At 69.0% G+C, this 26,382-nt stretch carries 22 protein-coding genes; 6 read left to right on the top strand and 16 right to left on the bottom strand.

Features of this window, described 5'->3' with window-relative positions; all coding sequences use genetic code 11:
• Positions 1-3: 3 nt before the first annotated feature.
• The 4 genes from ACIBL3_RS18550 to ACIBL3_RS18565 are packed head-to-tail and all read right to left on the bottom strand — an operon-like array spanning position 4 to position 5,064.
• Positions 4-303 carry a YybH family protein gene (locus ACIBL3_RS18550; protein WP_396354624.1) on the bottom strand — a complete coding sequence of 100 codons (300 nt, stop codon included), beginning with the start codon at positions 301-303 and terminating at the stop codon, positions 4-6.
• Positions 300-1,667 carry a replication-associated recombination protein A gene (locus ACIBL3_RS18555; RefSeq protein WP_396354625.1) on the bottom strand — a complete coding sequence of 456 codons (1,368 nt, stop codon included), beginning with the start codon at positions 1,665-1,667 and terminating at the stop codon, positions 300-302. The genes ACIBL3_RS18550 and ACIBL3_RS18555 overlap by 4 nt, the downstream gene beginning before the upstream one ends.
• 30 nt (positions 1,668-1,697) lie before the next feature.
• Positions 1,698-4,214: an accessory Sec system translocase SecA2 gene (secA2, locus tag ACIBL3_RS18560; RefSeq protein WP_396354626.1), complete on the bottom strand. Its 2,517-nt coding sequence runs from the start codon at positions 4,212-4,214 to the stop codon at positions 1,698-1,700.
• A 52-nt stretch (positions 4,215-4,266) separates the two neighbouring features.
• Positions 4,267-5,064 carry a GNAT family N-acetyltransferase gene (locus ACIBL3_RS18565; RefSeq protein WP_396354627.1) on the bottom strand — a complete coding sequence of 266 codons (798 nt, stop codon included), beginning with the start codon at positions 5,062-5,064 and terminating at the stop codon, positions 4,267-4,269.
• A 63-nt stretch (positions 5,065-5,127) separates the two neighbouring features.
• On the opposite strand from ACIBL3_RS18565, the gene ACIBL3_RS18570 reads away from it, so the two are divergent.
• On the top strand, positions 5,128-5,721 hold the full coding sequence (locus ACIBL3_RS18570; protein ID WP_396354628.1) for a hypothetical protein: 594 nt from the start codon (positions 5,128-5,130) through the stop codon (positions 5,719-5,721).
• Positions 5,722-5,835: 114 nt separating this feature from the next.
• Positions 5,836-7,056 (top strand): vanadium-dependent haloperoxidase, encoded by a 1,221-nt coding sequence (locus ACIBL3_RS18575; protein ID WP_396354629.1) that lies wholly within the window; start codon positions 5,836-5,838, stop codon positions 7,054-7,056.
• Positions 7,057-7,105: 49 nt separating this feature from the next.
• Here ACIBL3_RS18575 and ACIBL3_RS18580 read toward each other — a convergent pair whose 3' ends face one another.
• The 4 genes from ACIBL3_RS18580 to ACIBL3_RS18595 form a co-directional block, all read right to left on the bottom strand.
• The gene (locus tag ACIBL3_RS18580) at positions 7,106-9,130 is read right to left on the bottom strand and encodes a GxGYxYP domain-containing protein (protein WP_396354630.1); all 2,025 of its coding nucleotides are present in this window, start codon (positions 9,128-9,130) and stop codon (positions 7,106-7,108) included.
• A gap of 962 nt (positions 9,131-10,092) precedes the next feature.
• Complete coding sequence (locus tag ACIBL3_RS18585; RefSeq protein WP_396354631.1) at positions 10,093-10,446, bottom strand: GntR family transcriptional regulator; 354 nt, start codon at positions 10,444-10,446, stop codon at positions 10,093-10,095.
• Between the two features lie 54 nt (positions 10,447-10,500).
• On the bottom strand, positions 10,501-10,926 hold the full coding sequence (locus tag ACIBL3_RS18590) for a VOC family protein (RefSeq protein WP_396354632.1): 426 nt from the start codon (positions 10,924-10,926) through the stop codon (positions 10,501-10,503).
• On the bottom strand, positions 10,923-11,387 hold the full coding sequence (locus tag ACIBL3_RS18595; RefSeq protein WP_396354633.1) for a helix-turn-helix transcriptional regulator: 465 nt from the start codon (positions 11,385-11,387) through the stop codon (positions 10,923-10,925). Before ACIBL3_RS18595 ends, ACIBL3_RS18590 begins: the two co-directional genes overlap by 4 nt.
• A 69-nt stretch (positions 11,388-11,456) precedes the next feature.
• Between ACIBL3_RS18595 and ACIBL3_RS18600 the strand changes: the two genes are divergently transcribed.
• Positions 11,457-12,779: a DUF2254 domain-containing protein gene (locus tag ACIBL3_RS18600; protein WP_396354634.1), complete on the top strand. Its 1,323-nt coding sequence runs from the start codon at positions 11,457-11,459 to the stop codon at positions 12,777-12,779.
• A 169-nt stretch (positions 12,780-12,948) separates the two neighbouring features.
• On the opposite strand, the gene aspS is transcribed toward ACIBL3_RS18600, so the two are convergent.
• Genes aspS through ACIBL3_RS18615 form a run of 3 tightly spaced genes read right to left on the bottom strand, consistent with a single transcriptional unit; the run spans position 12,949 to position 16,764 of the window.
• Positions 12,949-14,733, bottom strand: a complete 1,785-nt coding sequence (gene aspS / locus ACIBL3_RS18605) for an aspartate--tRNA ligase (protein WP_396354635.1) — start codon at positions 14,731-14,733, stop codon at positions 12,949-12,951.
• Entirely contained in the window at positions 14,730-16,061 is a 1,332-nt protein-coding gene (gene hisS / locus ACIBL3_RS18610; RefSeq protein ID WP_396354636.1) for a histidine--tRNA ligase, read from the bottom strand. The genes aspS and hisS overlap by 4 nt, the downstream gene beginning before the upstream one ends.
• A gap of 19 nt (positions 16,062-16,080) precedes the next feature.
• Positions 16,081-16,764, bottom strand: coding sequence for an MBL fold metallo-hydrolase (locus ACIBL3_RS18615; RefSeq protein ID WP_396354637.1), 684 nt, complete (start codon positions 16,762-16,764; stop codon positions 16,081-16,083).
• 235 nt (positions 16,765-16,999) lie between these two features.
• Between ACIBL3_RS18615 and ACIBL3_RS18620 the strand changes: the two genes are divergently transcribed.
• The 3 genes from ACIBL3_RS18620 to ACIBL3_RS18630 all read left to right on the top strand — a co-directional run bounded on the left by ACIBL3_RS18620 (position 17,000) and on the right by ACIBL3_RS18630 (position 19,706).
• Entirely contained in the window at positions 17,000-18,226 is a 1,227-nt protein-coding gene (locus ACIBL3_RS18620) for a DUF349 domain-containing protein (RefSeq protein WP_396354638.1), read from the top strand.
• Positions 18,227-18,315: 89 nt separating this feature from the next.
• The gene (locus tag ACIBL3_RS18625; protein WP_396354639.1) at positions 18,316-19,179 is read left to right on the top strand and encodes a hypothetical protein; all 864 of its coding nucleotides are present in this window, start codon (positions 18,316-18,318) and stop codon (positions 19,177-19,179) included.
• Positions 19,180-19,193: 14 nt separating this feature from the next.
• Positions 19,194-19,706, top strand: a complete 513-nt coding sequence (locus ACIBL3_RS18630; protein ID WP_396354640.1) for a hypothetical protein — start codon at positions 19,194-19,196, stop codon at positions 19,704-19,706.
• Positions 19,707-19,758: 52 nt separating this feature from the next.
• On the opposite strand, the gene ACIBL3_RS18635 is transcribed toward ACIBL3_RS18630, so the two are convergent.
• The 5 genes from ACIBL3_RS18635 to yajC form a co-directional block, all read right to left on the bottom strand.
• Positions 19,759-22,122, bottom strand: a complete 2,364-nt coding sequence (locus ACIBL3_RS18635) for a RelA/SpoT family protein (protein WP_396354641.1) — start codon at positions 22,120-22,122, stop codon at positions 19,759-19,761.
• Positions 22,123-22,289: 167 nt separating this feature from the next.
• Positions 22,290-22,829, bottom strand: a complete 540-nt coding sequence (locus ACIBL3_RS18640) for an adenine phosphoribosyltransferase (protein ID WP_396354642.1) — start codon at positions 22,827-22,829, stop codon at positions 22,290-22,292.
• Complete coding sequence (gene secF, locus ACIBL3_RS18645) at positions 22,829-24,022, bottom strand: protein translocase subunit SecF (RefSeq protein WP_396354643.1); 1,194 nt, start codon at positions 24,020-24,022, stop codon at positions 22,829-22,831. The genes ACIBL3_RS18640 and secF overlap by 1 nt, the downstream gene beginning before the upstream one ends.
• Positions 24,022-25,770 (bottom strand): protein translocase subunit SecD, encoded by a 1,749-nt coding sequence (gene secD, locus ACIBL3_RS18650; protein ID WP_396354644.1) that lies wholly within the window; start codon positions 25,768-25,770, stop codon positions 24,022-24,024. Before secD ends, secF begins: the two co-directional genes overlap by 1 nt.
• Positions 25,771-25,858: 88 nt before the next feature.
• A complete protein-coding gene (gene yajC / locus ACIBL3_RS18655) occupies positions 25,859-26,365 on the bottom strand; it encodes a preprotein translocase subunit YajC (protein WP_396354645.1) in 507 nt (168 codons plus the stop codon).
• Between the last annotated feature and the right edge of the window lie 17 nt (positions 26,366-26,382).

Here is a 26,382-nt window from a genome sequence, read left to right on the forward strand (position 1 = left end):
GCGCTAGTCGAAGGTGACGGTGAGTGTCTGAACTGTTCCGTCCGGTGCCCAGGTGAGGTGCAGGGTGCCGGTGCCCCCGCCCGCCCAGCGGAAACGGTGCTCGCCGTCGATCAGAGTCATGGTTTCGGTCGGTGGGTTCGCACGGTATGCCTGCGCGATCGCCGGACGGCCCTCGAACGGACCCGCTGGGACGTTGACGAAGGTCATGGTCGCGTCGGGGGCGAAGCGTTCGGCGAAGGTGTCCCAGTCGCCGGTGGTGACGGCGTGGTTGAACGCGTCGATGTGGTCGGTCGCGCGGCTCACTTGCGGTCCCGGAGGATCTTGCGGATGTTCGCGACCCGGTCCGCGTACGCCGCCTCGCCACCGCGGCGGGTGGGGTTGTAGTAGTCGGTGCCGTCGATCACGTCCGGAGCGTACTGCTGCGGGACGATGCCGCGCGGGTCGTTGTGGGAGTACTGGTACGACGAGCCGTGGCCGATCTTCTTCGCGCCGGCGTAATGCGCGTCGCGCAGATGGGGCGGCACCGGCCCGACCTTCCCGGCCTTCACGTCCGCGATGGCCGCGTCGACCGCCATGATCACCGCGTTGGACTTCGGGGCCAGCGCGAGAGCCACGACCGCCTGGGCCAGGTTGATCCGGGCCTCCGGCATGCCGATCAGCTGCACCGCCTCGGCCGCGGCGACCGCGACCCCGAGCGCCGTCGGGTCGCCCATGCCGATGTCCTCACTCGCCGAGATCACCAGCCGCCGGGCGATGAACCGCGGATCCTCGCCGGCCTCGATCATCCGGGCCAGGTAGTGCATCGCGGCGTCCACGTCGGAACCCCGGATCGACTTGATCAACGCCGACGCCACGTCGTAGTGCTGGTCGCCGGCCCGGTCGTACCGCACCGCGGCCCGGTCGACCGCCGTCTCGAGCGTCTTCAGGTCGATGACCGCGGCGTCCTTCGCCCGCGCCCCACCGGCCGCGGCCTCCAGGTAGGTCAGCGCCCGCCGGGCGTCTCCCCCGGCCATCCGGAGCAGGTGGTCACGCGCATCCTGCGCGAGCTCGAACTCGCCGTTCAGCCCGCGCTCGTCGGTCAGCGCCCGGTCCAGCAGTACGGCGATGTCGTCGTCGGTCAGCGATTCGAGGGTGAGCAGGAGTGATCGCGAGAGGAGTGGTGAGATCACCGAGAAGAACGGGTTCTCGGTGGTCGCGGCGACCAGGGTCACCCAGCGGTTCTCCACGCCGGGCAGCAACGCGTCCTGCTGAGCCTTCGTGAACCGGTGCACCTCGTCGATGAACAGCACCGTCTCGACCGCTCCGGTGGCTCGCGCGAGATCCCGCCGCGCCGCGTCGATCACCTGCCGAACGTCCTTCACGCCCGCGGTGACGGCCGACAACTCCACGAACTTCCGGTTCGTCTGGTGCGAAACCACCGCTGCGATGGTCGTCTTGCCGGTCCCCGGCGGACCCCACAGCAGCAACGACATCGGCTGATCGCCCTCGACCAGCCGCCGCAGCGGTGACCCAGGCGCCAGCAGATGCTGCTGCCCCACCAACTCGTCCAGGCTCCGAGGCCGCATCCGCACGGCCAGTGGAGCAGCCGTGTGATCCATGTCGGCGAGACTCCCGCCGCCCCGGGCAGGCGCGGGAGCACCCGGAATCTCGAACAAGCCCTCACTCACGGATGAGAGCCTACCTACCCCTACGGACAGTTATTTCTTGCTGTCCTTCGGGTCCTCCTCGTCGTCCAGCTCGTCGTCGGCCGCGCGGAGTTCTTCGGGGAGGTCCTCGTCGTCGGCCGCGCGGAGTTCCTCGGGGAGGTCCTCGTCGTCGAGGTCGCGGAGCTCTTCCGGCAGATCGTCCTCGTCGAAGGTCTCCGGGAGGATCTCCTCGGACTCGGCCGCGGACTCCGGCTTGATGGCGTTGCGGAGGCGGCCGAGGATCCGGTCCGCCTCGGTGCCGAACGGGTTGTCGTTGACGAGATAGGTCCAGGTGGCGGTCGGGCGTGGGACACCGCTCGCCTCCTCGTCCAGGCCGTCCGCGGTGATCTCAGCGGTCTTGAAACTCTCGGTTGCGTCGGCCCAGGCGTCGGCGACCAGGGTGTCGAAGGACGCGATCGCGGACTTGTTGAACTCGTCGATCGGCTTCAGGTGCACGATGCCGCCGGCCAGCGACCGCAGGTGGATGCCCTCCCGCAGGTCGGCCAGGTACGCCAGGTGGTCGGTCCACCGGCGATCCAGGTGGTGCAGAGCGATCCGCCGTACGGCGTCCTTCACCACGTCCTCACCGAGTTCCTCGACGAGTTCGTCGTACCGCTCCTTCGCCTTCTCGGCCAGCTCGGTCGCGGCGAGGTCCTCGGTGAGCACCTTCTCGCGGGTGTCGAGCAGGATCGCCCGCTGCTGACCGGTCAGCCGGTGGTACTGCCACGTCGTCCGGTGCAGCTCCGCGTTCGCGCCGTCCGCGACCCGCTGGGCGTGCTCGAGCACACCGATCGACTTGCGATCCGTGAGCCGCCCGGCGTCGTCCGGATGCGGCCGCAGACCCGACGAAACGGAGTACCGGGTCACCAGTTCGTCGGCCAGGCTCGCGAAGAACAGCGATCCACCCGGGTCACCCTGCCGCCCGGCCCGCCCACGCAGCTGGTCGTCCAGCCGCCGCGACGCGTGCAGACCGGTCCCGATCACGTAGAGACCGCCCAGCTCGAGCGCCTTCTCCTTGTCGTGCGACTCGTCGCGCCCGCCGAGCCGGATGTCGGTACCGCGGCCGGCCATCTGCGTCGACACCGTCACCGTCCCGGGCACACCTGCCTCGGCGATGATGCCGGCCTCCTCGGCGTCGTTCTTCGCGTTCAGCACGACGTGCGGGATCTCGGCCGCCTCGAGCCGGTCGCTGAGCTGCTCCGACTCCTCCACGCTGTGCGTCCCGATCAGGATCGGCCGCCCGGTCTCGTGCACCTCGGCGATGTGCTCGACCAGCGCCGCGTTCTTCTGCTCGACGGTCAGGTACAGCCGGTCCTGGTCGTCCTTGCGGACGTTCGGCTTGTTCGGCGGTACGACGGCCACCTCGACGTCGTAGAACTCCTGCAGGGACTCCCCGACGACGACCGCCGTACCGGTCATGCCGCAGAGCGTCTTGTAGCCCTTGACCAGCGCCTGCACGGTGATGCTGTCCAGCACCTCACCGGAGTCGCTGACCGGCACGGCTTCCTTGGCCTCGACCGCCGCCTGCAGGCCGTCGGGCCACCGCTGCAGCTTGGCGATCCGGCCGCGGTTGTTGTTGATCAGGCTGACCTTGCCGTCGCGGACCAGGTAGTCGACGTCCTTGCGCAGCAGCACCTCGGCGTGCAGCGCGACGTTGATCTGGGTCAGCCGGTCGAGGTTGTCGTCCTCGTACAGGTTGATCCCCCCGAGCGTCTCCTCGACCTTGTCCGTGCCCTTGTCGGTCAGCGCGACTGTCCGGCCGTCGCCGTCGATCTCGAAGTCCACGCCCGCACGCAGCGTCCGGACCAGCTGTACGACGTCCTCGTCGAGCGCCTCGGTCCGGGTCGCACCCGCGAGCACCAGCGGCACCCGGGCCTCGTCGATCAGCACCGAGTCGGCCTCGTCCACCAGCGCCACGTCCGGCTCGACCGTGACCCGGTCGGCGACGTCGGCCACCAGCCGGTCCCGCAGTACGTCGAACCCGACCTCGCTGACCGGGACGTAGCAGACCTCCGCCTGGTACGCCTCCCGGCGCTCCTCCGGCGTGGACGCCTGGCCGACGTGCGACACACTCACGCCGAGCAGCTCGTACACCGGGCCCATCCACTCCGCGTCGCGGCGGGCCAGGTAGTCGTTGACGGCGAGCACCTGGACCTTGCGGCCGCCGATCGCGTACCCGGCGGCGGCGATCGCACCGGCCAGCGTCTTGCCCTCACCGGTCGCCATCTCCACGACCCGGCCCTGCAGCATCGCCAGCGCGCCGACGACCTGGCCGTCGAAGGCCCGCTCACCGATCGCGCGGTGGCCGGCCTCCCGGCCCAGTGCGAGGAACTCGATCTGCTCGTCCTCGTGCAGCCCGCCGGTGGTGCGCAGCTCGCCCACCGCCTCGGTGAGCTCTTCGTCGGTCAGGGACTGCACCGACTCCTCCGCCTCGCCGACCAGCTGGGTGAGCCGCTCGTACGGACCGAGGTTGATCGAGCCGGGGCGCTGCAGCAGCCGGCGGAAGCGAGAAGCGATCTTCAGAGCCATGATTCGGCAACGTACAGCCTCGGCGTGTCGTTCCGTACGGCAGGTAGGCGTGTCAGGGGGTCCAGTTGTACGGCGTGGTCGTGGTGACGCCGTGGAGACCCAGTTTCTGGAGGATCGGGCGGGAGTCCTCGGAGGCGTCCACGCGGAGGAACTCGTACCCGCGTTCCTTCGCCAAGCGGGCCCGGTGGGCGAGCAGAGCGCCGTACAGGCCCTGCCGCCGCCACTCCGGCAGCGTGCCGCCGCCCCACAGGCTCGCGAACCCGGTCCCGGGGTGGAATCGGATCCACGCCGCAGACACCGCCGGCCCGTCCGGCCCCTTCAGCGCGTCCTCGACCAGGTAGACCGACAACCGGTCCGGGAACATCCGGGCTTCGCCCGCCAGCCGCTCCTCGATCCGCTCCAGGCCGTTGTGCCACAGCGTGTCCATCAGTACGGCGATCCGGTGGTAGTCGGCCGGGCCGTCGGCCTCCCGCAACCGCACCTTCGACGGTAGGGCGGACGGCCGCTCGAGGATCCGGTCGACCTCGCCGAGGATCAGAGTCTCCGGATCGTCGGCGGTGAACCCCGCCCTCGCCAGGCGGTCGCCGAGGTCGACGGGTTCGTCGTACGCGTACGTCTTCCACTCGAACGGCAACCCACGGTCCCGGAAGAACGCGATCTCGGCCGCGATCACCGCGTCCGGGTCGTCGCCGAGGCCGCGCGGCGTCTCGAGAAACCCGGCGCCGTCGGGCCCTTCGACGTACGAGCGATGCACCAAGCCGACATGCTCGGTCTTCCAGCCGGGGATCGCGTCGGCGTCCGGCAACCGGATCCGCCGGTGGAACACCTCGAGCAGCTCGTCTGGCGTCATGTTCGCAGTCAACCAACTGCTGAAGACCGGCGTCTAACCGTTTGTCCTGGAAGGGGGGACATCATGAACATCCACCACATCTCGCGCAAGACGATCATCGTCGCCCTCGCCATCATGGCGATCCCGGCCGCAGCGATCGCCGCACCGGCCGTCTCCGGCTCGACCTCCGCCCCCCGCACCGTCGCGACCAGCTCCGCCTCATGCCCCAAGGGTTGGGGCTCACTGCCCGAGACCAACAGCCGGATGACCGCTGCGCCGATCACCAACGTGCGCACCGGTCGGCACGCCTGCTTCGACCGGCTGGTCGTCGACGTCCGCGGCCGCAGCGCCGGATACGACGTCCGTTACGTCACCAACGTCACCCAGGACGGATCCGGGTTCGTCGTCCCGCTCCGCGGTGGCGCGAAACTCCAGATCGTGGTCCGCGCGCCCGCCCACACGTTGGCCGGACAGCCGACGTACCGCCCCGCGAACAAGCGCGAGCTGACCAACGTCGCCGGCTTCAGCACCTTCCGCCAGGTCGCGTACGGCGGCAGCTTCGAAGGCCAGACCACCATCGGCCTCGGCGTCCGCGCCCGCCTCCCGTTCCGCGTCTTCACGCTCGCCGGGCCCGGCAGCAACACCCGCCTCGTGGTGGACGTCGCCCACCACTGGTAAAGACCCCCACCCCAGCGGCCGCCCGGCTTCCCCCGCCGGGCGGCCGCGCAATGTCTAGTATCCAAATAGTAATATAGGGATTAAACACGGGTCGTGCCCTGTCACCATCGCTGCGTGACAACCCTACGGAAACACCTCACCCTGGCAGCAGCTCCCGCTCTTGCCTTCTCCACCTTGCTGGCTGTTCCAGCGGCCTCCGCCACGACGGTGGATGTCGCACTCGAGTGGTACGACGTCACCGCTGACACCATCACCGCGGCCGGTGCGCCGACCCAGGTGACCAACAACCGCACCTGGGCGATCGGCTGGCTTGCCGCCAGTCGCGCCGTACTGCGGTCACCGGGCGGATCCACGCCGTACCAGGAAGCCGCCTTCGCCAGCGCGGTCCACGAGACCCTGGTGACCCTCGTCCCGGCCCGCAAGACCGAGCTGGACCAGTCGCTAGTCACAACGCTCGCCCGCATCCCCGACGGCTCCGCAGAGACTGCAGGAGTTGCGGCAGGACGCAAGCAGGCAAAGGAAGTCCTGGCAGCACGCGCCGGCGACGGACTGGACCCGGCCTCGGTCAACGCGCCTTTCACTCCGCCGTCCCCAACTCCAGGCGTCTGGCAGCCCACACCGCCGTCGTACAGCCCTGCAACGCAGTACGGGAACCGGCTGGCCAAGCCGTTCCTGCTGAAGAGCGCCGACCAGTTCCGCCCGGGACCGCCGCCCGCACTGGGCTCGCCCCGCTACAACCGTGACCTCGCTGAGGTCCGCGCCGACGGTGCGCTCAACAGCACCACCCGCACACAGGCCCAGACCGATACGGCCACGTTCTGGCTCGGGTCGTCGTACGTCCTCTACACCGCTCCCCTGCGGGTGGCCGTTGCCGAGGCGGCCGCACGTCCGCTCGTCGAGCGCGCCAAGCTGGTCGCACTGTTCCATGTGGCCTCGGTCGACACGCAGATCGCGACGTCTGACACGAAGTACGCCTACCAGGCCTGGCGTCCGGTCACCGCGATCCGTGCGACCACTGACGCCGCATGGACGCCCCTGCACAACACGCCCGCGCACCCGGACTACCCGAGCGGGCACAACACCTACTCCGGGGCGGCGGAGCAGGTGCTCAACACACTGGTCGGCGCACGTACGGCGACGCCGTACACGATTGGCAGTCCGTCGGCACCCGGCGTGACGCGCACGTACGACAACTGGCACCAGCTCACCGTCGAGAACGTCGACGCGCGGGTCTGGTCCGGCATCCACACGCGTACGGCGGACACCGTCGGGGTGACCCTCGGCAAGCAGGTGGCCGCCAACGCCCTGCGGAACGCGCACAAGCTGTTCCGGTGAACCCACGCTCCGGCGGGCGCTGGCGGACCGCCCGCCGGAGCGTGTCTCCCTACAGAACCTTGTTGAGCAGGTCGAAGAACGTGTTGCCGAGCACCAGTTCGTACGGGTCCGTCAGCAGCGGAGCCAGATCGGCGATGTCGGACGGAGTCCAGCCCCACGCGTTGATACCGCACGCGATGAACCGCGGGCTCGCGCCGTCCCAGTCGGCGATCTTCGCGTCCAGGGCGGCCTTGTACTCAGCGGCCTTCCCGGGTGCGCCGAAGTTCCCGATGATCGGCAGACCGCCGCGCTTGACCAGGAGGTCGCCGCCTTCCCAGGACTGGATGATGCCCTGCAGCGGGGTGTAGTCGTTGTAGCCCTGGGCAATCTCCTCCGGGAACGCGACCCAGCCGTTCGCATCCCGGTGGTTGTAGGCGTACACGAGGTCCATGCCGGTCCGGCGCATGAACGACCCGGACAGCTTGAGGTACGCGGCCAACTGGTCGGCGGGCCACGACCCCGGGTAGCTGTACCCGGCGCCGGACGGTCCGCAGATCAGCAGGTCGTTGGCGGTCGCGGTCCGCTGGTAGTAGCTGAACAGCCCCGGGCCGATCTCGGCGAGCAGCGGGCTGATCGTCCAGTTGACCATCGCCTCGCCGCGGCGCGGGTCGTCCCACATGTCGCGCATCCGCCGCTGGCAGTACTGCACGTTGTCGCCCTCGCCGAAGGTGAGCGTGACGTACACCTTGTTCTGCGGCTGCAACCGCCGTACCGGCCGGACCTTGTCCGAGATCGGCGCGACGAAACCGGAGTGCACGGTGCCGTTCATGTAGAAGTCCGCCGGGATCACCGGCGAGCCGCCCTGCGACGCCAGGTCGACACCGCTCCACTCCCCCGCGACGTCGTTCGAGAACCAGCCCGCGTACGGCGCGGTCGGGCCGACCTTGTCGAAGTGCTCGGTCAGCAGGTCGCCGGTCGGGCCGTTCGGCGGCAGCCAGCTCACCAGGGCCTTGCTGGCCACCACGTAGTCGCGGAAGAACGGGAACGGCTCGATCCGGGTCGGCGCGGTGTCGGTCGCGGACACGACGTACTGGTTCCACATCTCCACCGATACGACCAGGCTCGTCGTCCCGGCCGGCGGCGCGAAGCGGTAGATCCAGTAGTTGCCGCCGTCGGCGAAGCGGTTGCCCTCGCCACCGATCGACGAGTTCGCGGCCTCGAACAGGTACGGCGCCTCCTCCGGGGTGTTCGGCAGGAACCGGGCGATCTCGGTGCCGTTCGCCTTCACCGAGACCTGGAGCACCGAGGCACCCCAACCGTCGTCGCCGAACGAGTCCCCGAACCGGACGTACACCCCGTCGTCGCCGAGCTTGGCCGAGACGTCCAGGTCGTAGGTCCCGCGGTTCGACGAGTCGCGGATCTGCCGGGTCTCGCGCGCGATCTCCTGCCACTCCACGTTCTCCGCCTGCACCACCATCGTCGGCGGCAGGCCGGTGAGCAGCTTCTGGTTGCACCGCGGGAACAGGTTCTCCAACTGCCAGCGGTACGTCTTCACCCGGTCGCCGTCGAAGTCGCCGCGCAGGTCCTTCACGATCCGCAGCCCGTGCGCCTTCGCCTGGTCCGCGCTCGCCACGACCGCGTTCTCCAGACCGGCCAGCGTGGTGGCGACGTTGAGCGAGTCCGGTACGGCGGGATCGTGAACGATCGCGCCCCGGATCCGGTTCCGGTACTTCGCCACCAGTTCGAGCGGATCGTCGTACCGGGTGGTCGGCAGCCGCATGTCCGCGAGCCACTTGGCATCGGGACCGTCCGGACCGCCGGGGTTGAACAGGAAGTACAGCTCGGGCTTCGTACGGTTGACGATGCCCTGCAAGGTGGTCAGCAGGGTCTGATCACCCCCACTGAGCTTGCTGACGTCGCCGTAGTGCAACCGCTCCGGCCGGCCGAAGGCAGGCAGCAGGCGGGACCCCGCCTGAGCGCCGGCCAGAGCACTGGCAGCGTTGTCGGCAGCGGCCGCGGACAGGGGCTGGAAGACCCCGAACCCACCCACCGTCACCGCACCACTGCCCGCCAGGAACGTTCGTCTCGAGACCATCGTGACCACTCTCCTGTCACTGACATCGATGTCAAATCAGCCGGAGATTAGCAACGCCAAGACAGCCTGTACATAGCTCGTTACAACGTTGACCCATCCAATCTGGAATCGTTTCCGATCCAGGAGTCGATCCCCGCGCTACCGCCCGCGCTCTGGGCGCTGTCGCGCGGCGGTTGACCGCAGGTCGGCGTTCCTCCGGTTGGGACTCGAGGCCGGCCACGCCTTCTGGTTCGTGTGAACAGGAAATAACGGCTCTTGTGTTGGATGTGGGTCGCAGAAGTCCTGCTGTCCCCGTGCAGGTTGGTGCGCTCACCGCAGCAGTCCTGCCTGCCCCCGCGCGGGGTTCGTGGACCTACCCCAGCAGTCCTGGGGCCGCTGACTGGCGGGTTGTTTCACCGCTGCCTTGCTGCAACCCGCCAGCGGCCACCCAACCCGCCAGCCGCAACTGGAGCCGCGAGCCGCAGCCGCCGGCCGCGATCGGCTCGCAGGTCAGCCGAGGGGGTGTGAGCTGGATTCGCACCGCGTGAATCCTGGCCGGGCGGCCGGTTGGTCCGGATGCTGGCCGGTCCGGGGAGAAGGTGGGGGGAAGGCGGGGGCTTGGACACCGTCTGGTGGGTGGGGACAGGAGATAGCAGGTCCCCGCCCACGGCTTCCTGTCCAAGCCCCCGGCAGCTGCCCAACTCCCGCCAACTGCCCAACCCTCCGGCGACTGTCCCAGCCCCTCGTGCGCCTGTCGCACCACTGGGGCCGGCATCGGGCAAGGGGGCGGTTGGACAGGTGGTGTCCCGGGGATGGGTAGTGCACCTGAGCGTGGGTGTCGGCGGGGTGTACGGCGTGACGCGGTGCACTACCTGTCGAGCTGCACGCTGACCCGACGCGCCCGCATCACCCACACATCCAACACAAGAGCCGAAAACAGGTGGTACCTCACGGGTTCCTGTTCAAGCTCACCCGGCGGTGAACTACCAGGCCTGATGCAGGATCTCGGTGGTTTCGGCGAGGCTGAGGCCGGCTTGGCGGGCGGCGACGGCCAGGGCGACCGCGGCTCGGTGGGTGGCCGCGTCGTCTACCTGGCTGCGCTCGGCGAGGACGAACGTTCCGTTCCGTCCGCGGGTCTCGACCAAGCGGTCCGCCTCGAGCTCCTTGTACGCGCGCGCCACCGTGTTCACCGCCAGCCCGAGATCCAGCGACAGCTGCCGCACCGTGGGCAGCCGAGTCCCCTTGGCCAGCTCGCCAGCCCGGATCAGCCCTTCGATCTGCGACCGCACCTGCTCGTACGGCGGGGTGATCCCGACCGGATCGACCGTGATGTCCATCGGGTCACCATGCCGGAACACAGGGCCCGCGAACAACCGGGGCCGGCTCAGGGGTCAGGCGAAATCCTCAGCGCTGTAGGGCTTCGCCTCGACCAGGACGAGCCAGTTGCCGGAGTTGTCGCGCAGGACGGCCTCGACGCCGTACGGGCGTTCGCTCGGTTCCTGGATGTACTCGACGCCCTTGGCGACCAGCTCCTGGAAGGTCTTGCGGCAGTCGTCGGTCGCGATGCCGAACCCGTGCATGGTGCCCTTCGCCATCATCCGCCGGATCGCCGCGGTGGCCTCGTCGTCGAGCGGCGGGCCGGGCAGCGCGAGCTGGAGCTCGAGCTCCGGGTGGTCGGGATGGTGCACGGTGCACCAGCGGAACTCCGACAGCGCGATGTCCGTCTTCAGCACGAACCCGAGCTTGTCGGTGTAGAAGGCCTTCGCCTCGTCGATGTCGGTCACGAAGACACTCATCAGGCTGATGTTCGTGATCATGGTTCCTCCTCGTCGTTGCTCTCGGTACGACGGTAGGGCCCGGCACCCGCCTCCGGCTTCTCCGGAATTGCGGACTTCAGCCCGAGCATGAACACGAAGCACCCGGGGATCCGGGCCCCGGACTGGGTCCGCTGGTACTCCGACGGGCTCATCCCGACGAGTTCGGTGAACCGCTGCGAGAACGACCCGATGCTGCTGTACCCGACCAGGCCGCACACCTCGGTGACGGTCAGGTTGGTAGCCCGGAGCAGGTCGCTGGCCCGCTCGATCCGCCGCCGGGTCACGTACTGCATCGGCGTCTCGCCGTACTCGGCCGCGAAACAGCGCAGGAAGTGGTACTTCGACACCCCGGCCGCGGCGGCCAGCTCGGCCAGGTCCAGCGGCTCCGCATAGTTGCGGTCAGCAACATCCCGCGCACGCCGCAGATGCGCCAGCAACTCCACCGGTACGCCGCCCACCACGCTCCGAGCCTAAACCGTTGACCGGGATGGGAGTCAGCGCGACCCTGACGACAGGGAGGGGGTGGCGGCGTGCGGCGGGAGGCGGCGACCGAGTACCTGCGCGGGGCCCTCTGGGCGATGCCGTCGCTGGCCGTGGTGATCGCCCTGATCGCCGGGTCGACGCTGTCGTTCATCGAGATCGAGCCGGGATCGTGGCGAGACCGCCTCCTCTTCCAGGGGACCGCCGACGACGCCCGGACCCTGCTGATCGCGATCGCCAGCACGATGGCCACCGTGATCGCCCTGGTCCTCGGCCTGACCGTGGTGGCGCTGCAACTCGCCTCCACCCAGTTCTCCCCCAGGCTGCTGCGCAACTTCCTCCGCGACCGGGTGAACCAGGTCGTGCTGAGCATCTTCGTGGCGACCTTCACCTACGCAAGCGCCGGCCTCTACACGGTCGGCGTGAAGGCCGGCGAACGGACCGACCAGTATCCGCGGCTCGCGGTCACGGTCGCGTTGGTGCTGCTGTTCGTCAGCCTGCTGATGCTGGTGTTCTTCGTGCACCACCTGACGCACTCGATCCAGATCGACGAGGTCATGCGCAAGGTCGAGCGCACCACGCTCCAGGTCATCGACCGCGACCTGCCGACCGAAGGTGTCTCGGCCGAGCCGCCCCCGCCGCCACCGGAGTGGGCGGTCGGCATCCCCGCACACGGCTCCGGCTATCTGCAGACCATCCATCCCGAGGCTCTGCTGGCCGCCGCGACCGCGGCCGGCGTGACGGCGTCGGTGACACGCATGGTCGGCGAGCATGTCGTCGCCGGGTCAGCGCTCACAAAGGTGTGGACGGATCAGCCGGGCCCGCCGCCGGCCGTGGACCGACTCGCGTCTGCCGCGCGGGAGTCCATTCGCATCGGCTTCGAACGGACCGCCGAGCAGGACGTCGCGTTCGGGGTAAGGCAGCTCGCCGACATCGCGGTCAAGGCGCTGTCGCCCGCGATCAACGACCCCTACACCTCGATCCAGGCGATCGAGCACCTGTCCGTCGTCCTGGCCGCGCTGGCGAAGCGTGATCTCGGCAGCCAGCTCCTGCGCGACCAGGCCGGCGTGCTGCGGGTCGTCGTACCCGGGCGGGATCTCGCGTACTACCTCGACCTGGCGTGTGGTCAGGTACGGCGGTATGGCAAGGCCGAACCGCGAGTCGTCCGGGCACAGCTCCGGGTCCTGCACAGCACCGGCCAGTTCTGTACCGACGACACCAGCCGGCGCCTCGTCATCGATCTCGTGAACCTCCTGCTGGCCGACGCCGAGGCCGCCATCGCCCAGCCGGCCGACTTCGTCGCCGTCCGCGAGCACGCCGACCGTGTCCTCCAGGACCTGTCTGCTCGCACCTCGCCGGACCTTTCGGTGTGAACACAAAGCTTCGTGCTGAGCGCGCGATCGGCGCACTCCACTGCAACGAGTCACCGGACTTCTGGTGCAGTAGGAGAACCGGCGATGCCGTGACAACCTGTCGTCAGGTCGTCACGGCATCGTCACTTTCCCACCGTCAGGCCCGTTGCTCAAGGGGACAACGGCTTGGCTACTGCGCGACGTCGCCCTTCTTCTCCGGCTTGGCGTCGACGCCCGCCTCCTTGCGCTGCGCCGCGGTGATCGGCGCCGGCGCGGCCGTCAACGGGTCGAACCCGCCACCGGACTTCGGGAACGCGATCACGTCGCGGATCGACTCCGTTCCGGCCAGCAGCGCGGTGATCCGGTCCCAGCCGAACGCGATCCCGCCGTGCGGCGGCGCGCCGAACTTGAACGCGTCGAGCAGGAAGCCGAACTTCTCGGTCGCCTCCTCGTCGGTCAGGCCCATCACCGCGAACACCCGCTTCTGCACGTCCTCGCGGTGGATACGGATCGACCCACCGCCGATCTCGTTGCCGTTGCAGACGATGTCGTAGGCGTAGGCCAGCGCCGACCCCGGGTCGGTGTCGAACGTGTCCAGCGAGTCCGGCTTCGGCGACGTGAAGGCGTGGTGTACGGCGGTCCACGCGCCGGAGCCCACCGCGACGTCACCCGCGGCGGTCGCCTCGTCGGCCGGCTCGAATAGCGGCGCGTCGACGACCCACACGAACGACCAAGCCGACTCGTCGATCAGCCCGCCGCGGCGGCCGATCTCCAGCCGGGCCGCACCGAGCAGCGCCCGCGACGACTTGACCGGTCCGGCGGCGAAGAAGATGCAGTCCCCCGGCTTCGCGCCGACGTGGTCGGCGATCCCGGCGCGCTCCTGCTCGGACAGGTTCTTCGCGACCGGTCCACCGAGCTCACCGTCCTGGCCGACCAGCACGTACGCGAGCCCGCGCGCACCACGCTGCTTCGCCCAGTCCTGCCACGCATCCAGCTGCTTGCGCGGCTGGTCGGCGCCACCGGGCATCACGACGGCTCCGACGTACGGCGCCTGGAACACCCGGAACGGGGTGTCCTTGAAGTACTCGGTGCACTCGACCAGCTCGAGGCCCATCCGCAGGTCCGGCTTGTCGCTGCCGAACCGAGCCATCGCCTCGGCGTAGGTCATCCGCGGGATCGGCGTCTGGACGTCGTACCCGACAAGCTTCCAGAGCGCGGCCAGGACCTCTTCGGACAGCGCGATCACGTCGTCCTGGTCGACGAAGCTCATCTCGATGTCGAGCTGGGTGAACTCCGGCTGCCGGTCGGCGCGGAAGTCCTCGTCGCGGTAGCAGCGGGCGATCTGGTAGTACCGCTCCATCCCCGCCACCATCAGCAACTGCTTGAACAGCTGCGGCGACTGCGGCAGCGCGTACCACGAGCCCGGCTGCAGACGGGCCGGGACCAGGAAGTCCCGCGCGCCTTCCGGCGTCGACTTGGTCAGCGTCGGCGTCTCGATCTCGACGAAGTCGTGCTGCGCCAGTACGTCGCGAGCCGCCTTGTTCACCTGGCTGCGCAGCCGCAGCGCCGAACCCGGCCCTTGCCGGCGCAGGTCGAGGTAGCGGTACTTCAGCCGGACCTCCTCGTTCACCGGGGTCGCGTGGTGCTCCTCGACCGGGAACGGCAGCGGGTCGGCCGAGTTCAGCACCTCGACCTCGGACGCGATCACCTCGATCTCGCCGGTCGGCAGGTTCGGGTTCGCGTTGCCCTCGGGGCGCGCGTTCACCGCACCGGTGATCTTCAGGCAGAACTCGGCCCGCAACGGGTGCGCGACCTCCTCGTCCCGGATGACCACCTGGACGGTGCCGCTCGAGTCGCGCAGGTCGATGAACGCCACGCCGCCGTGATCACGCCGCCGCGCCACCCAGCCGGCCAGGGTGACGGTCTGCCCGGTGTGCTCGGCGCGCAACGAGCCTGCGGAATGGGTACGGATCACTGGTTCTCCTGAGATGTCTCGATACGGGGTAGCAGGTCTGTGGCGGGCGGCGTCCAGGAGGCGGGATCGGCGGCGACCTGCTCGCCGCTGCGGATGTCCTTCACCTCGGGGCCGTTCTCGGTGCTGAACCACACGAACGGGATGCCGCGCCGGTCCGCGAACCGGATCTGCTTCCCGAACTTCGCCGCCGCCGGCGCCACCTCCACCGGGATCCCCCGGCTCCGCAGCTGCGCCGCCGTACGCATGGCCTCGGCCCGATCCTCCTCGGCGTTCAACGCCACAAGCACAGCGGTCGGCGTACGACGGGAGCCCGCGAGCAGCCCCTGGCTGATCAGCCGGTGCACGAGCCGCGAGACGCCGATGGAGATGCCCACACCGGGGTACGTCGTCTTGCCGTCGGACGCGAGCGAGTCGTACCGACCACCGCCACCGACCGAGCCGAACGACTCCTGGCCGACCAGGTAGATCTCGTAGACCGCGCCGGTGTAGTAGTCCAGGCCGCGGGCGATCCGCAGATCAGCCATCAGCAGGCCGGGAGCGTGCTCACCAGCCGCGGCCATCACCTGGCTGAGCTGCTCGAGCCCCTCGTCGAGGATCTCGTGCTCCACGCCGAGCGCCCGGACCTTCTCCACGAACGACGTGTCCGTGCTGGAGATGTCCGCCAACTGCACCGCCAGCCGGGCCTGCTTGTCGGTTGCGCCCGCCTCGACCAGCCGCTCGACCACCTTCTCGGGGCCGATCTTGTCGATCTTGTCGACGATCCGCAGCACCGTGGTGACGTCGTCCAGGCCGAGCCCGCGGTAGAACCCCTCCGGGATCTTGCGGTTGTTCACCTTGATCACGAACTCCGGCACCGGCAGCTTGCGCAGCGCGTCCGCGATCACCAGCGGCAGCTCGACCTCGTAGTGCATCGGCAGCTCCGCGGCGTCGACGATGTCGATGTCGGCCTGGGTGAACTCGCGGTAGCGGCCCTCCTGCGGGCGCTCGCCCCGCCACACCCTCTGGATCTGGTAGCGGCGGAACGGGAACACCAGCTTGCCGCTGTGCTCCAGCACGTAGCGGGCGAACGGCACGGTCAGGTCGAAGTGCAGGCCGAGTGCCGCGTCCTCGTCTGAGTCGGCGGCCAGACGCCGTACGCCGTAGATCTCCTTGTCGGCGTCCTCGCCCTGGTTGGACAGCCGCTCGACCGGCTCGACCGCGCGGGTCTCGATCGACGCGAACCCGTGCAGCTCGAACGTCTCCCGGATCACGTCGAGGAACTTCTGCTCGACGATCCGGTCCTGCGGTAGGAATTCGGGGAACCCGCTGAGAGGGCTGAGTTTGCTCACGATTTGGCCTTGCTCATGGTTAGGGAATCTCCAGGTCCTGCAAGTAGGGGTTGGTCGCCTTCTCCCGGCCGATCGTGGTCTGGCCACCATGACCCGGCAGGACGACGATCTCGTCGCGCATCGGCAGGATCTTGGTGGCCAACGTATGCAGCATCGTCGGATGGTCGCCCCCAGGCAGATCCGTCCGGCCGATCGACCCGGCGAACAACACGTCACCGGAGAACAGCACCGCGGGCACGTCTTCCGGCCCGTCGTACGGCGTGGTGAACGTGACCGAACCCCGGGTGTGCCCCGGGGTGTGGTCGACGGTGAAGGTGAGGCCGGCCAGCTCCAGGCTCAGGCCGTCCTTGAGCTCGGCGACGTCGTCCGGCTCGGCGAACTCGTGCTTGCCGCCGAGCAGCATCCGCGCCGACTCGGGGCTGATCCCGGCCAGCGGGTCGCTCAGCAGGTGCCGATCGTCCGGGTGGATCCAGGCGGTTGCGTCGTACGTCCCGCACACCGGGAATACGGAAAACATGTGGTCGACGTGACCGTGCGTGAGCAGCACGGCGACCGGCTTCAGCTTGTTCTCCCGGACCACCTGCTCGACTCCGGCGGTCGCGTCCTGACCCGGGTCGATAACGAGACATTCCGCGCCCTGGCCGGTGGCGACGACGTAGCAGTTCGTACCCCACGACCCCGCGGGGAACCCGGCGATGAGCACGACTGACCTTCCTGGAACGGTTCGGGACCACCCAAGGCTACCGGTGCCGCCCCGCGCAGAACGAACCGGATTGTGACTCAACACCGTTGCGTCACAGCGTGGAGTTTGTGATTGTTCAGGGATAAGCGTCGAGACGCGGCTCGACGCGCCCACGCGGGGCCCTGTTCGCGCGGTTGGACCAGGGACTGACCAGAATGGGCACGAGCGCAGTGCATACCGCCGGAAGGGGCGAGTTGTGGCCGGAGAGAGCTGGGGCCGGGTAGCCGAGGACGGAACGGTCTTCGTACGGACCAAGGACGGTGAACGGGCGGTCGGCCAGTGGCCGGACGCGAACCCGGAGGAGGCCCTCGCCTTCTACACCCGCCGGTACGACGCACTGGCCTTCGAGGTGGACCTGCTGGAGAAGCGCGTCCAGGCGGGCACCGTGTCCCCCGACGACGCCCGCGCCGCGGTGAAGAAGGTGGCCGGCACGATCGAGGACGCCCAGGCGGTCGGCGATCTCGACGGCCTGAAGGCCCGGCTCGAGGCGCTCTCGCCGCTGGTCGCCCAGCAGCGGGAGAAGCGCAAGGCCGAGCGCGCCGCCAAGGTCGAGGAAGCCCGCTCCGCCAAGACCAAGATCGCCACCGAGGCCGAGACCATCGCCGCCGGCACCGACTGGCGACACGGCGTCACCCGGCTGCGGGAGCTGCTGGAGGAGTGGAAGGCCCTGCCGCGGCTGGACAAGTCCAGCGACGACGAGCTGTGGCACCGGTTCTCCTCGGCGCGGACGACGTACACCCGGCACCGTAAGCAGCACTTCGCCGAGCTGTCCTCCAAGCGTGAGGAAGCCGCGGTGGTGAAGGAGCGGCTGGCCGCCGAGGCGGAGACGCTCGCGTCGTCCACCGACTGGGGCCCGACGTCCGGGCGCTTCCGCGACCTGATGCGGCAGTGGAAGGCCGCCGGCCCGGCGCCGCGCGAGGTCGACGACAAGCTGTGGGCGCGCTTCCGGGCCGCCCAGGACACGTTCTTCGGCGCGCGGGACGCCGTACAGGCCGAGGAGAACGCCGAGCAGGTGGAGAACCTGCAGGCCAAGGAAGCCCTGCTGGTCGAGATCGAGGCGATCCTGCCGGTCGAGGACGCCAAGGCGTCCCGCGAGCAGCTCCGCGAACTGCTCGACCGCTGGGACCAGATCGGCAAGGTCCCGCGCGACTCGATGCGCGCGATCGACTCCCGGCTGCGCGCCGTCGAGCAGGCCGTCAAGTCCGCCGAGGACGAGGTCTGGAACCGCAGCAACCCCGAAGCCCGCGCCCGCGCCGAAGCCACCGTCAAGCAACTCCAGTCCCTCATCGCCGACCTGGAGAAGCAGGCAGCCAAGGCCGAGTCCCAAGGCAACACCCGCAAAGCCACCGAAGCCCGCGAGGCCATCGCCGCCCGCCGAGAATGGCTAACCCAAGCCCAAAACGCCCTAACCGACTTCAGCTGACCGTCCCACGCGGCACACGACCGCCCCGTGGTCCCGCAGCCTGTGGATAACGGTGAGCACGGATCGTGGGATTCGGTCATTCTGCTGGGATGTTTCAGTACGACCTGCCGTATTACTTCGCCGGCCTGCCGTTCACCAGCCGTCAAGTGCCGCGGAAACTCGCCTGGCTGCTGGCTCGCGGCGAGATCCGGCAAGTGATGAGGGGCGTGTACGTCGACGTCCGCGTGCCCGACTCCCCCGAGTTGCGGGCCGACGCGCTGCGCCTCGTCGTACCGCAAGACGCCGTCGTCTGCGGTCAGGCGGCCGCGTGGTTGCACGGCATTGAGACGACGGCGTTGAGCCCTGAACCCACGATCAAGCCGCAGTGGACCTTCCAACCGCGCCCAACGGTCGAGGCGCTGGGCCTGAAGGTGCTGACCCCGGCCGCAACAGCCATTGAGCTCGCCAGGCACCTGCACCGTCCCTTCGCGCTGTCCGCGGTCGACGCGCTCCTGCACACCGGAAAGGCCACCCTCGATGAACTCACGACCGCCTCAGCCGCGTACTTCGCCGAAGACAGCACCTCTCAAGCAGCCGACATCCTGCGGTACGCCGATCGGCGGGCGGCTTCGCCTGGGGAGTCGTCGTTGCGGCTTCGGTTGATTGATGCTGGGTTTGGCGTGCCGGAGGTTCAGATTCCGGTCAGCGGGCCGAACGGGACGTACCGGATGGATGTCGGCTATCCGAAGCGGGCGGTTGATGGGCGCCGGCTCGGGCTCGAGTACGACAGCGATCTGTGGCACAGCGGGCGTCGAGCTGAAGGGCGCGATGAGAAGCGTCGTGGGGAGCTTGAATTGCTTGGGTGGCACGTGATTTCTGTTCGGCGGACTGATGTGTGGGGGTCGTATCCGGCGCTGGAGCTCGCCGTGGGAGGTTTCCTGTGCCAGCATCCGCGGTTGCCGCGGCGGTGGTGAATAGGCTGGATGCCGTGCGCTACGCCAGTCACTCGCCTGACTTCCCGTACGACCTGTCGACCATGTGCTACCTGGAGGTCGCCGCGGACGGCACGGTGCAGTCGCCGCCTCCGGACGGGGTCGCGGGACGCGTGCGGTCGGGCGACAGCCGCCTGTACGCCGTGTGGCCGGGCAAGTACCGCAGCGATCTGTTCCTCATCGACGACGTCGACGACTACGAGAAGGCTCTGGGCATTCAGCACGACCCGGTGCGCACGGGGTTGGAGGATCACGAGCACCGGATCAGCTGGCAGCTCAGTGCGGACGAGCGGAACCCGGGGGCGACGTACGTGTTCGTGGACACGACGTTGGACTGTGGGTGCGAGATCAAGGACCTGAAGGCCTTTGCCCGGCAGGCGCGTGAGCAGCAGCTCGGGTGGGACGTCGCGACCACCGGCGGCGTGAGTACGTCGATCCGCTTCGGAGCCGATGGCACGCGACAAGGCCTGACCTACACACTCCGAGTACGACGCAAGAGCCTCGACTAGACCCTCACTCACACAGCCAGCGGGGAGGCGGCGAACCAGTTGCCTATGGCTCCTACTGGGTGACGCGGTAGACGTCGAAGACGCCTTCGACCGAGCGGACTGCCTTCAGGACGTGGCCGAGGTGGGTCGGGTCGCCCATCTCGAAGGTGAAGCGGGACTTGGCGATCCGGTCGCGGGTTGTGGTCAGGGCCGCGGACAGGATGTTCACGTGGTAGTCGGACAGCACCCGGGTGATGTCGGACAGCAGCCGCGCCCGGTCCAATGCCTCGACCTGGATCGCGACCAGGAACACCGACTGCGCGGTCGGGGCCCACTCGACCTCGACGATGCGCTCGGGCTGGGTCTGCAGGTTCTCCACGTTCGCGCAGTCAGCGCGGTGCACCGACACCCCGGCTCCACGCGTGATCCAGCCGATGATCTCGTCCCCCGGCACCGGCGTGCAGCACCGGGCCAGCTTCGACAGCACGTCCGTCGCGCCCTTGACGATGACACCGGCGTCGCCGCGAGCCGCCCGCTTCCGCCGCTCCTTCGAGACCGGCAGCCGCACGCCCTCGGACAGGTCCTCGGCTGCGCCTTCCTCACCGCCGTACGTCTCGATCAGGCGCCGTACGACGGCCTGCGCGCTCACGTGACTCTCGCCGACGGCGGCGTACAGACCGGTCACGTCCGGGTAGCGCAGCGAGTTCGCGACTGCGGTCAGGGTTTCGTGCGACAGCAGGCGCTGCAGCGGCAGGCCCTCCTTGCGGAGCTGCTTGGCGATCGCGTCCTTGCCGTGCTCGATCGCCTCGTCGCGGCGCTCCTTGGAGAACCAGTGCTTGATCTTGTTCCGCGCCCGCGGGCTCTTCACGAACGAGAGCCAGTCGCGCGACGGTCCCGCGCCCTGCGCCTTCGAGGTGAAGACCTCGACGACGTCACCGTTCTCGAGCGTGCTCTCCAGCGGCACCAGCCGGCCGTTCACCCGGGCGCCGATACAGCGGTGCCCGACCTCGGTGTGGATCGCGTACGCGAAGTCGACCGGGGACGACCCGGCCGGCAGCGACATCACGTCACCGCGCGGGGTGAAGACGTACACCTCGGAGTTGTTGATCTCGAACCGCAGCGAGTCGAGGAACTCCGACGGGTCGGAGGTCTCGCGCTGCCAGTCGACCAGCTGCCGGACCCAGGGCATCTCGTTCGGCCCGCCGATCTCGGTGCTGGGCGGCCCGGCCACCTCGGGCGCCGCCGAGGTCGGGTCCTCCTTGTACTTCCAGTGCGCGGCGATGCCGTACTCGGCCCGGCGGTGCATCGCGAACGACCGGATCTGCAGCTCCACCGGCTTGCCCTGCGGGCCGATCACGGTGGTGTGCAGCGACTGGTACATGTTGAACTTCGGCATCGCGATGTAGTCCTTGAACCGGCCGGGGACCGGGTTCCACCGCGCGTGCAGGATGCCGAGGGCCGCGTAGCAGTCGCGGACCGACTCGACCAGGACCCGGATGCCGACCAGGTCGTAGATGTCGCCGAACTCGCGGCCGCGGACGATCATCTTCTGGTAGATCGAGTAGTAGTGCTTCGGCCGGCCGGTGACGGTCGCCTTCACCTTGGCCGCGCGCAGGTCCTCGTGGACCTGGTCGATCACCGAGGCGAGGTATTCGTCGCGCGACGGCGCCCGCTCGGCGACCAGCCGGACGATCTCGTCGTACACCTTCGGGTGCAGGGTCGAGAACGACAGGTCCTCGAGCTCCCACTTGATCGTGTTCATACCGAGCCGGTGCGCCAGCGGGGCGTAGATCTCCAGCGTCTCGCGGGCGATCCGCTCCTGCTTCTCCTGCCGCAGGAAGCCCAGCGTGCGCATGTTGTGCAGCCGGTCGGAGAGCTTGATCACCAGCACCCGGATGTCCTTGGCCATCGCGACGACCATCTTGCGGATCGTCTCGGCCTGCGCGGACTCGCCGTACTTGACCTTGTCCAGCTTGGTGACGCCGTCGACCAGCATGGCGATCTCTTCGCCGAAGTCGCGGGTCAGCTCCTCGACCGTGTACGGCGTGTCCTCGACGGTGTCGTGGAGCAGGGCGGCGCACAGGGTCGGCGCGGTCATACCGAGCTCGGCCAGGATCGTGGCGACCGCGAGCGGGTGCGTGATGTAGGCGTCACCGCTCTTGCGGAGTTGGCCGGTGTGGTACTTCTCCGCCGTCCGGTAGGCGCGCTCGATCATGCCGAGGTCGGCCTTCGGGTGGGTGGCCCGCACGACCCGGAACAGCGGCTCGAGCATCGGCGCCCGGTTCGGGTGCCGGGTGCCGCCCAGGCGGGCCAGCCGGGCGCGGACCCGGGCTGGAGCGATCCGGGGCGGCTGGGCGACAGGCGGCGGTGACGGAGCCGGCCGCACGGGGGCGCGCGGGGGCTCCTGCGGTACTACGTTCGGTACCGCTGACGTCATCGCCGGGTCTTCGCCCACGTTTGTGTCCCTCCGCCGACAGACCACCAGTCTAGGGGGAACGCCCCAGCCTCGTTGAAACGCCCTGTGGACAACACGCCGGGTGAGCGTGTCGTGGCGGAGGGTTTGCCCGAATTCGGGTCAGCCGTGCCGAGGGTCAGGCGATGCTGTCAGACCGTGAGGAGCGAGGTGAGCTGCTCGCCGGCCAGCCGGTCGCGTCCGGGCAGGAAGGAGAGCTCCAGCAGGACCGTCGTACCGGTGACCTCGGCCTCGCAGCGGCGGATCAGCCGCAGGCAGGCCTCCACCGTCCCACCCGTGGCCAGCACGTCGTCGATGACGAGCACCCGGTCACCGGGGGCGAAGGCGTCCTGGTGGACCTCGATGGTCGCCTCGCCGTACTCCAGGGCGTACGACTCCTCGTACGTCGCCGCCGGCAGCTTCCCCTTCTTGCGCACCGGCACGAACCCGGCGCCGAGGGCGAGCGCGACCGGGGCGGCGAGGATGAACCCGCGCGCCTCGATCCCGACCACCTTGTCGACGATCGGGTTGCCGTCGTCGTCCTTGCCGGACGCGGCCAGCGCCTCCACCACCTGGGCGAACCCGCTGTGGTCGGCCAGCAGCGGGGTGATGTCCTTGAACACCACCCCCGGCTGCGGATAGTCCAGGATGTCCCGGATCCCGTCCTTCAGCACCTGCTCGAGCGACCGCATCACTTACCGCGCTTCGATCGCGGCTTGCGCGACGGCTGCGGCCGGTTGCCCCCGGACGCCTTCATCGGCCGGGCCGAGGGCACCGGCGCCGTACCCGACGGCTTGTCCTGCTTCCGCGGCGCCTTGGCAGTCCCACCACCGCCGGCACTACCGGCACCCACCGCCACGGCCGCGCCAGCGGCGGCCGGAGCCGGCGTCGCCGCCGCGGCGGACGAGGCGCGCTTGGCCATGACCCGGCGGTGCAGCGCCTGCATGCCCGGCTCCCGCTCCTTGAACGTCGCGAGCAGCGCCGGCGCGATGAAGATCGACGAGTACGCCCCGACGGCGATACCGACGAACAGCGCCAGCGACAGGTCCTTCAGCGGGCCCGTCCCCAGTACGACGGTGCCGACCGCGAGGATCGACCCGACCGGCAGCAACGCGATCACTGTGGTGTTGATCGACCGTACGATCGTCTGGTTGACGGCCAGGTTGGTCGCGTCGGAGTAGGTGTACCGGTTGGACCCGGTGATCCCGCGGGTGTTCTCCCGCACCTTGTCGAACACCACGACGGTGTCGTAGAGCGAGTACCCGAGGATGGTCAGGACGCCGATCACCGTGGCCGGCGTGACGTCGAAGCCGATCAGCGCGTACACGCCGACCGTGATCAGCACGTCGTGCAGCAGCGCGATGATCGCTGCCAGCGAGGCCTTGGGTTCTCGGAAGTAGGCCCAGATCACCAGGAACACCAGGCCGATGAACACGATCAGCGCGGTGATCGCCTTGTTCGCGATCTGCTGGCCCCAGGAGGCGCCGATCTGCTGCGACGTCACCTGGTCGACCGCGACCCCGGCCTCCGTGGCGATCGCGGTCCGGACCTTGGTGACGTCGTCCTGCGCCAGCGGCTTCGTCTGCACCCGTACCTTGTCGGTGCCGACCGTGGTGACGACCGGATCGCCGAGGTCGTTGGCGTTGGTCGCCTTCACCGCGTCGGTGAAGTCCTGCACGGTGTTGTCGGTGACCTTGACGTTGGTCTGGTACTCGACGCCGCCCTTGAACTCGATACCGAGTGCGAGGCCGCGGGAGAACAGGCCGATCAGCGAGATCGCGATCAGCACCAGGGAGACACCGAACCAGAGCTTGCGCTTGCCGATGAAGTCGTAGGAGACCTCACCGCGGTACAGCTTGGCACCGAGCTGTCCGAACTTCGACATCAGACCTCCCCTCCCAGCGGCTTCGGCGTGGACGGCCGCTTGGCCGGTCGCGCCGACGGCTTCATCTGACCGGGCAACCGCTCCACACCGAGATGCTCCGGATCCAGGCCGGACAGCTTGTGGCCGTGACCGAAGAAGTCGGTCCGGGCCAGCAGCGTGACGAGCGGCTTGGTGAAGATGAACACCACGAGCAGGTCGATCAGCGTGGTCAGGCCGAGCGTGAACGCGAAGCCGCGGACGCTGCCGATCGCCAGGATGTACAGCACCACCGCGGCGAGCAGGGAGATCGAGTCGGCCGCGATGATCGTGTGCTTGGCCCGGGCCCAGCCGGTCTCGACCGACGAGCGCAGGCTGCGGCCCTCGCGGACTTCGTCGCGTAGTCGTTCGAAGTAGATGACGAACGAGTCCGCGGTGATACCGATGGCCACGATCAGACCGGCGATACCGGCCAGGGTCAGCGTGAACCCGATCGCCTCGCCGAGCAGGACGACGGACGCGTAGGTCAGTACGGCGGCCACGCCCAGCGAAGCCACCACGACGATTCCCAGGCCCCGGTAGTACAGGAACGAGAACAACACGACCAGGCCCAGACCGGCGATGCCGGCCCAGATGCCCGCGGACAGCTGGTCGCCACCGAGCTGTGGCGACACCGTCTCGACCGAGGAGATGTCGAACGAGACCGGCAGCGCGCCGTACTTCAGCACGTTCGCCAGGTCACGCGCCTCGGCCTCGGTGAAGGTACCGGTGATCTGCGCCTGGCCACCCGGGATCGGGTTCTCGACGCTCGGCGTGGAGATGACCTCGCTGTCCAGCACGATCGCGAACAGGTTCTGGCCCTGGCCGCGGGCGGAGATGTTCTGCGTCGCCTTGAGGAACTTGTCGCCGCCCTCGCCGGTGAACTTCAGGTTCACCTGCCACTGGAAGCCGCCCTGCGGGATGCCCGCGCTGGCGTCGGACAGGTCCGTGCCCTTCAGGATCGCCGGGCCGAGCAGGTACTTGTACGTGCCCTCCCGGTCGCAGGCGAACAGCGGCTTGTTCGGGTCGTCGGTCTGCCCTTCGTCACCGCACTTGTACGCCGCGAAAGCGGTCTGCGTGGCCGCGTCCGGGACGTACTGCAGCGGGTCGGTCGAGGCGGCCGGGGCGCCCGGCGTCGCAGCCGGCGTGCTCGCGGCGGGGGTGCTGGGCTTCGGCGTCGGCGTGGGCGTCGGGTCCGCCTGACCCAGGACGCTGCTCCAGGCCCGGCCGTTCGGCGTGGCGCTCGGCTTGACCGTCGTACTGGGCTTCACCGTGGTGCTCGGCTTCGGCGTCGTACTGGGCTTGGTCGTCGGCGTCCCGGTCGGCGTCGGCGACGGGGTCGCGACCGGAGCCGCGGCCTGGGCGTCGTACACGATCCGGAAGTACAGCAACGCGGTCTGACCGACCTGCTTCACCAGGCTGTCCTGGTTCGCGCCGGGCACGGCGACGTTGATGTGGTCCCGCCCGGAGGTGGTGATGTCGGCTTCCGCGACACCCGCACCGTTGACCCGCTGGGAGATGATGTTCTTCGCCTCGTTCAGCTGGTCGGCGGTCACCGAACCACCGCCGGCCAGGGACTTCGCGGTCAGCGTGATGGTGGTGCCACCGCGCAGGTCCAGGCCGAGCTTGGGCTTCCAGGTCTTGGTCAGCCCCATGATCCCGAACAGCAGGACCACGATCACCCCCAAGACGATCAGCAGCCGCCCCGGGCGGGATGTCGTCGTCGTTGCCACGTCAGATTCAACCTTTGTGCTTCTGGGCGCGCCGAATCGTCTGGTGGACGCCGGTCGGCGCGCCGCAGGCCGTTAGAACAGGGGTGCGTCAGTTCTCGGTGTGCGTCGGCGGCAGCTTCGGCGCGTCCTGCACCTTGCCGTCGGCCTTGTCGCCGGCCTTGTCACGGCCTGCGTCCGGGACGTCGACCGGGTCCTTCGCGGGCTCCTCGACCTCGTCGGCGGCGTCGTCCGCGGCGTCGGCCTTGTCGTCAGCCTTGTCATCGGCAGGAACCGCAGCCGGGGCCTCGGCGTGGTGGTCCTCGTCCGGGATGACCCGGCCGATCGACGGCTTGACTACCTGGACCAGGACGCCTTCGGAGATCTCCAGCGTCACGTAGTCCTCGTCGACCTCCTCGACGATGCCGACCAGGCCGCTGGTGGTGATCACCTTGGTGCCCGGGGTGAGGGCGGCGACGGTGTCGGCCTGCCGCTGGCGCTGCTTGCGCTGCGTGCGGCTCATGAACCAGATCATCCCGACGATCAGGATCAGCGGCAGCAGCAGCGTGAAGCCGGAGCCGCCCCCGGAAGAGGCCATCGGTACGGCGATCAGTTGCATCGGGACTCAGAATCCTT

Source organism: Kribbella sp. NPDC050124 (assembly GCF_044460355.1).
Taxonomy (GTDB): domain Bacteria; phylum Actinomycetota; class Actinomycetes; order Propionibacteriales; family Kribbellaceae; genus Kribbella.